Source organism: Methylobacterium sp., assembly GCF_019750675.1.
Lineage (GTDB): Bacteria > Pseudomonadota > Alphaproteobacteria > Rhizobiales > Beijerinckiaceae > Methylobacterium.
In genome coordinates this window covers 1-7149 of the sequence record NZ_JAIEOF010000324.1, presented here as the reverse complement: position 1 = coordinate 7149, position 7149 = coordinate 1, and the positions used below count along the sequence as shown (strand labels likewise).

General features: G+C 70.0%; 1 protein-coding gene. It reads left to right on the top strand.

All coding sequences use genetic code 11. The features are described 5' to 3' along the window. Positions 1–375 precede the first annotated feature (375 nt). On the top strand, positions 376–7149 hold a 6774-nt coding region (locus K2X24_RS16660; RefSeq protein WP_292499459.1), incomplete at its 3' end, for an ExeM/NucH family extracellular endonuclease.

Sequence of the window (7149 nt, the reverse complement as noted above, 5' to 3'; positions counted from 1 at the left end):
TCGCGGCGAGCCTGCGCGTCTTCGAGGCCCTGCAGGCCTACGGGCGGACCGAGGCCGCGCCCCCGCGCCCGTGAGGCTGGGGGGCGTGTCGGTGAGCCGCTCCGGCGACGAGTTGAAGAAAAATCCTTGAAGGAGCGGATTAAAATTCGGGGCCACTTGCTTTGATCGATCCAGGCAATGCTTTGCCGTATACGGATCATCTTCGAAAAACTTCGGTCGAACAGAATTCATCCGGTTGTCATGTGGCCGATCTAAGCGCGGCTTGAGCCTGGGCGTGCCGCCTCGCGAGACGTCTCCCCCGAGATTTCGCGTCGCCGAACGGGTTCACGAGAAGCCTGCCGATCTCCGGCGTTTCGTCCTCCGCAGAGTGCCCGCATGACCACGACGCCGCATGTCCTCGCGACCGGCCCCCTCCTCCAGGCCTGGTCCAATGCCGGCGCGATCACGGCGAACGACGACTGGAGCGGTGTGCCGGGCATCGTCGGGTATCTCGGGCAGGACATCACGGCGGCCACGGGCACCGATCCTCAGACCCTGACGGCCGATTCGAGCGTGGCCAACGACGTCGACGTCATCGCCAACCAGACCAACCCGAACACCCTGAACACGGGCGGCGTCGCCGAGTTCGCCCTGTCCGACCCGACGATCGCCCTGCAGGGTTCGGGCACCGCGGACGCGCCCCACCTCGTGCTCTACCTCGACGCCACCGGGCGCCGGGACGTGGTGGTGGCCTTCAACGCCCGCGACATCGACGGCTCGACGGACAATGCCATCCAGCCCATCGCCGTCCAGTACCGGATCGATGCCGGCGCGTGGAAGAACCTGCCGGCCGGATACGTCGCGGATGCCACCACGCAGGGCGGCGCCACGCAGGTGACGCCGGTCAGCGTCACGCTGCCGTCCGAGGCGAACGGCGCGGCCGGCCTCCAGGTCCGCATCATCACAGCCAACGCGGTGGGCAACGACGAGTGGGTCGGCATCGACGACATCGCGGTGTCGAGCCAGAGCGCGGCGGTGAGCCTGCCGGCCCTGTCGATCGCCGATGCGCAGGTGACCGAGGGCCAGGCGGGCCAGACCAACCTGACCTTCACGGTCTCCCTCAGCGCACCGGCCCCGGCCGGCGGCGTGACCTTCGACGTCGCCACCGCGGACGGCACCGCGAGCGCGGGCTCCGATTATGTCGCCACGACCCTGACTGGTCGGACCATCGCGGCCGGCGTCACCGCGACCACCATCGCGGTGCCGGTGAACGGCGACACCCTGGCCGAAGCCAACGAGACCTTCGCGCTCCGGGTGACGAACGTGGTCGGCGCGACGGTCGCGGACGGCGAGGCGGTCGGCACGATCCTCAACGACGACGCGTCCGGCGTCATCAACGGTGTGGCGGTGTTCGCGGCCGCCCCCTCCCTCCAGGGTGCGCAGGGCGCCACCGCCACCGCGGCACCCGTCGCCACCAACGCCCTGCAACTCGTGCGCCTGGGCGGCTACGCCACCACCAACGACCCGGCGACCGGCATCGCGCCCAATGCCGAGGTGGTGGCCTACGACCGCACCACCGGCAGCCTTTACATTCAGAACACCAACGAGAACCGGATCGAGATCGTCGGCATCGGCGCCGATGGCGCCCTCGCGAAGTCCGGCGAGATCCGGCTCGCCGGCCTGGAGCAATACGGTTCGGTGAACTCGGTGGCGGTCTCCAACGGCCTGGTCGCCGTGGCCTACGCCAACGCGACGGGCGACCAGCCCGGCCGCGTCGCCCTGTTCGACAAGGCCGGCACCCTGCTGAAATCGGTGAGCGTCGGCATCGGTCCCGACCAGATCGTGTTCACCAGCGACGGCACGAAGCTCCTCGTCGCCAACGAGGGCGAGCAGTTCACCAGCGCCAGCAACCCCGTCGGCAGCGTCTCGATCCTCGATCTGTCCGGCGGCGCTGCCGCCGCCGCCGTCAGTGCCACCGTGGGCTTCGACGCCCTCGACGGCAGCGAGGCGGTGCTGCGCGCCAAGGGCCTGGCGATCAGCCCGGGCAAGAGCGCCGCCGCCGACATCGAGCCCGAATACATCGCGCTGTCGCCCGACAACCGCTTCGCCTACGTCACCCTGCAGGAGGTCAACGGCATCGCGGTGATCGATCTGGCCAACCCGGGCACCGCCCCGATCGCGATCCAGCCCCTCGGTTCCGTCAACCATTCGCTGGCGGGCAACGAGTTCGACGCCTCCGACCGCGACGGGCCGGGCGGAACGGCCTCGATCCGCATCGCCGCCACGCCCGCCAACGCGCCGATCTACGGCCTGCTCCAGCCGGACGCTGCGGCGAGCTTCGCGGTGAACGGCGTCACCTACGTCGTCACCGCGAACGAGGGCGACCAGCGCGTCATCGGCGGCGCCGACGATGCGGCGGATGTCGCCCGCCTCTCCAGCATCGCCAACAGCCGCCTCACCCCGGAGTTGCAGGCGCTGAAGGCCGACCCGGCCTATGCCCGCCTTAACGTCCTCCTGCGCACCGGCGACACGAACAACGACGGCGTCATCGACCAGCTCCATACCCTCGGCGGTCGCGGCATCTCCATCTTCCGCCAGGAGGCCGACGGCGGGCTGACCAAGGTGCGCGAGACCGGGGGCGAGTTCGAGAAGATCTTCGCGCGCCTGGCGCCGGAGCGCTTCAACAACGACCAGACGGTCGCCAACACCCCCGACGACCGCTCCGACAACAAGGGCCCCGAGCCCGAGGGCGTCACCATCGGCACCATCGACGGCCGCACCTACGCCTTCGTGGGCCTGGAGCGCCAGAGCGGCGTGATCGTCTACGACGTCACCGATCCGGCGAACGCCGCCTACGTCTCCTACGTGCCGCCGCTGGCGGGCGTCTCGGCCGATCTCGGCCCGGAGGTGCTCACCTTCATCGCCGCAGACCGCAACCCCACCGGCACCCCGCTCCTCGTCACCGCCAACGAGGCCGGCGGAGGGGCCACCCTCTACGCCGCCCTGCCCCAGGGTTACACCCAGACCCTCGCCTTCCAGCCCGGCTCCCTCGCGGTCGCCAAGGCCGAGGGCGATGCCGGCACCGCCACCTTCGCCTTCACGGTGGAGCGCACGGGCGGCACGCTGGGCAGCCTCGCCTTCACGGCGGAACTCGCCGGCGCGGGCGCGGACGGCACCGATTTCGCCGGCGCGCCAACCCTGCCGGCCACCATCGCGGGCACCATTCCGGCGGGCGCGGCCTCGGCAATCGTCACCGTCTCGGTCCAGGGCGACGGGCTGCCGGAGGCCGACGAGGGCTTCACCGTCACCCTGAAGGGCGCCAGCGCCGGCCAGATCGGCGTGACGGCCGCGCTCGCGGCGACCGGCACCGTGGCCACCGGCACCATCCTCAACGACGACGTCACCCTGATCTCCGCCGTGCAGGGCACGGGGGCCGCAAGCCCGCTCGCCGGCCGCACCGTCACGGTGGAGGCGATCGTCGTCGGCGACTTCCAGACCGGCGACGCAGACGCCAGCCGCAACCTCGGCGGCTTCTACCTGCAGGAGGAGGCCAGGGACCAGGACGGCAACCCCCTGACCTCCGAGGGCGTGTTCGTCTACGAGGGCGCCGGCAACCTCCTGAAGGACCTCCAGGAAGGCGACCGCGTCCGGGTCACCGGCACGGTCGGCGAGTTCGGCGGCGAGACGCAGATCACCGTTGCGGACGCGGCCCAGATCCAGGTCGTCCAGGCCGGCGCGGTCTCGGCCGCCGCCCTCAAGGCCGCCGCGACATCGGTCGACCTGCCCGCCGCCGCCACGATCGGCACCGGCACCACGGCGCAGCCGGATCTCGAGCGCTACGAGGGCATGCTGGTGAAGGTGGCGCAGACGCTCACCATCACCGAACAGTTCAACCTCGACCGCTTCAACGAGATCCGCCTCGCGGCCGGCGGGCGCCCGGAGACCTTCACCAACGAATTCGAGCCGAACACCGCCGCCTACGCAGCGTATCTTACGCAAGTCGCGGCGCGTTCGATCACCTACGACGACGGGCTCAACGTCCAGAACCAGCCGGTCGACCGCCTCGACGGATTCGGCCCGGCCTATTCCACCGCCACCGCGCCCCGGATGGGCGACACGGTGACGGGCCTCACGGGCGTGCTCGGCTACGGCCCCGCCAATGCCTACCGGGTCCGGGCGATCGACGACGGCGACAACGCCTTCGGACACGCCAATCCCCGCCCGGCCGCCCCCGACGATGTCGGCGGCAGCCTGAAGGTCGGCAGCCTCAACGTGCTGAACTACTTCCGCACCCTCGACAGCGACGGCTCCGCCAGCGGCGTGAAGACCGCCATCGGCCTCGACCCGCGCGGCGCCAACACGGCCGCCGAGTTCGACCGCCAGACAGCCAAGCTCGTCACCACGGTGATCGCCTCCGGGGCCGACGTGTTCGGCCTCACCGAGCTGGAGAACCAGTTCCAGCCCGGCAACCCGGGCAACGCGCTGGAATACCTCGTCGGTCAGCTCAACGCCCGCGCGGGCGCCGGCACCTACGACTGGGTCCGGCCCGGCGCCCAGCTCGACCAGGGTCAGTTCCTCGGCGGCGACGCCATCGCGGTGGGCTTCGTCTACAAGCCGAGCAAGGTCTCGGTGGCGCTGAACACCACCATCGAGAAGCTCGACGATTCGGACGTCCAGGCCTTCGACCCGGCCCTCCTCCAGCAGAGCACGATCGGGCACATCTTCAACGGCGCCAACACCAGCCGCGCCGCCCTGGCGGTGACCTTCCGCGAGACTGCCACGGGCGAGGACTTCACGGCGGTCATCAACCACCTGAAGTCGAAGAGCGGCGCCGGCACCGGGGCAGACGCCGACCAGGGCGACGGCCAGGGCGGCTGGCAGCAGCAGCGCGAACTCGCCGCCACGGCCCTCACGAAATGGCTCGCCCTCAACCCGACGGGCACCCCGGACGGCGACGTCGTGCTGCTCGGCGACTTCAACGCCTACATCAAGGAGGACGCCCTCGACGTGCTCAAGGCCGGCGGCTTCACCAACCTCGCCGAGGACCGCCTCGCCAACCCCTATTCCTACGTCTTCGACGGGGCCTACGGCGCCCTCGACCACGCGTTGGCCAATGCCGGCCTGAATCGCCAGGTCACCGGCGTCACCGAGTGGCACATCAACGCCGACGAGGCGGACGCCATCGACTACAACCTCGATTTCGGCCGCTCCGCCGCCTATTTCGACGGTCTCGTCCCCGCCCGCGAATCCGACCACGATCCGATCCTGGTCGGGCTCAAGCTCGACCAGACCGCGCCGCGCCTCGTTGCCGCGACGCCCGCCGACAATGCCCACAAGGTCGCGGTTGGCGCCAACATCGTCCTGACGCTCAGCGAGGCGGTGAAGGCCGGCACCGGCGCCATCACGATCACCGACGGGGCCGGCGACACCCGCGCCATCGCGGTCGGCGACACGTCCCAGGTCTCGATCAGCGGCACCACGGTGACGATCAACCCAAGCACCGACCTCAAGGCCGGCACCGCCTACGACGTGATCATCCCGGCGGGCGCCCTCGTGGACACCGCCGGCAACGCCTTCGCGGGCATCCCCCAGGACCAGCTCGACTTCACGACGGAGACCCCGCCGGCCATGACCTACACGCTCCAGATCCTGCACGCGTCCGATTGGGAAGCCGGCCTCCTGGCCACGCAGCGGGCGGCGAACTTCGCCGCCATCGTCGACAAGCTCGAGGACTCGACCCCGAACTCGATCACCCTCTCCACCGGAGACGGCTGGATTCCGAGCCCGTTCTTCATCGCGGGCGCCGACCCGCAGCTCGCCGCCACCTACAACGGCGTCTACAACCAGCTCTACGGGCTCACCGGTTCGGCCGCCTACACCAAGCTTAGCGCCTCCGTCGGCCGGGCCGAAATCACCATCCAGAACATCATCGGCGTCCAGGCGGCGGTGTTCGGCAACCACGAGTTCGATTCCGGCCCCACGGAAGTCGCCAATATCATCGGCGCCAATCTCGGCGCGACGCCGGGCAATTCCGACGACACCTGGGTCGGCGCCCAGTTCCCCTACCTCTCCACCAACCTCAACTTCTCGCGGGAGGCGGCGCTCTCGGGCCTCGTCAACCCGAACGTCTCCAACGCCAGCTTCGCCCAGACCGGGCCGACAACGACCCAGACCGGAACCGGCGCGGACAAGATCGCCAAGTCCACGATCCTGGTGGAGAACGGCGAGAAGATCGCGTTCATCGGCGCCACCACCCAGCTCGAGCCCCTGCTGACGACGCTGGGCAACGTCACGCTGGACGGCTTCACCGGCCGGGACGAGATCGCCCTGCTGGCGAACCAGATCAACGCAGAGGTCGACGGGGTGCTCAGCCTCAACCCGGACGTGAACAAGGTCATCGTCGGCACGCACCTGCAGCAACTCGCCAACGAGCAGGCCCTGGCGCCGCTCCTGCGCAACGTCGACGTGCTCATCGGGGGCGGCTCGCACACCCTGCTGGCCGACGGCGACGACCGCCTGCTTCCCGGCGACACGGCCGCCGGCGGCTACCCGCAATTCTACACCAACGCCAGCGGCCAGGCCCTCGCCCTGGTGAACACCGCCTCCGAGTATTCCTATGTCGGCCGCCTCACCGTCACCTTCGACGACCAGGGCAACATCATCCGCAATTCCGTGAACCCAACCACCAGCGGCGCCGTGGCGGTGGACGATGCCAGCGTGACCGCGCTCTACGGCTCGACCGCCGCCGCCTTCACCCCCGGCAGCAAAGGCTTCCTCGTCCGCGAGGTGATCGAGGGCCTGGATGCCAACAACGACGGCGTGCAGGAGACCGCCGGCATCGCGGACGTCATCCGGGCCCAGGACGGCAACATCCTCGGCCGCTCCAGCGTCTACCTGGAAGGCCGGCGCGGCGAGGTCCGCACGGAGGAGACCAACCTCGGCGACCTCTCGTCGGACGCGAACCTCTGGTACGCCCGGCAGTTCGATGCCGGCGTCACCGTCTCGATCAAGAACGGCGGCGGCATCCGCGACTCGATCGGCTCGTTCTCCACGGCCGGCGGCGGCACCAGTGAGCTGCCCCCGGCGGCCAACCCCTCGGCCGGCAAGCAGGCCGGCGACATCTCGCAGCTCGACGTCACCAATTCGCTGCGCTTCAACAACAACCTCGCG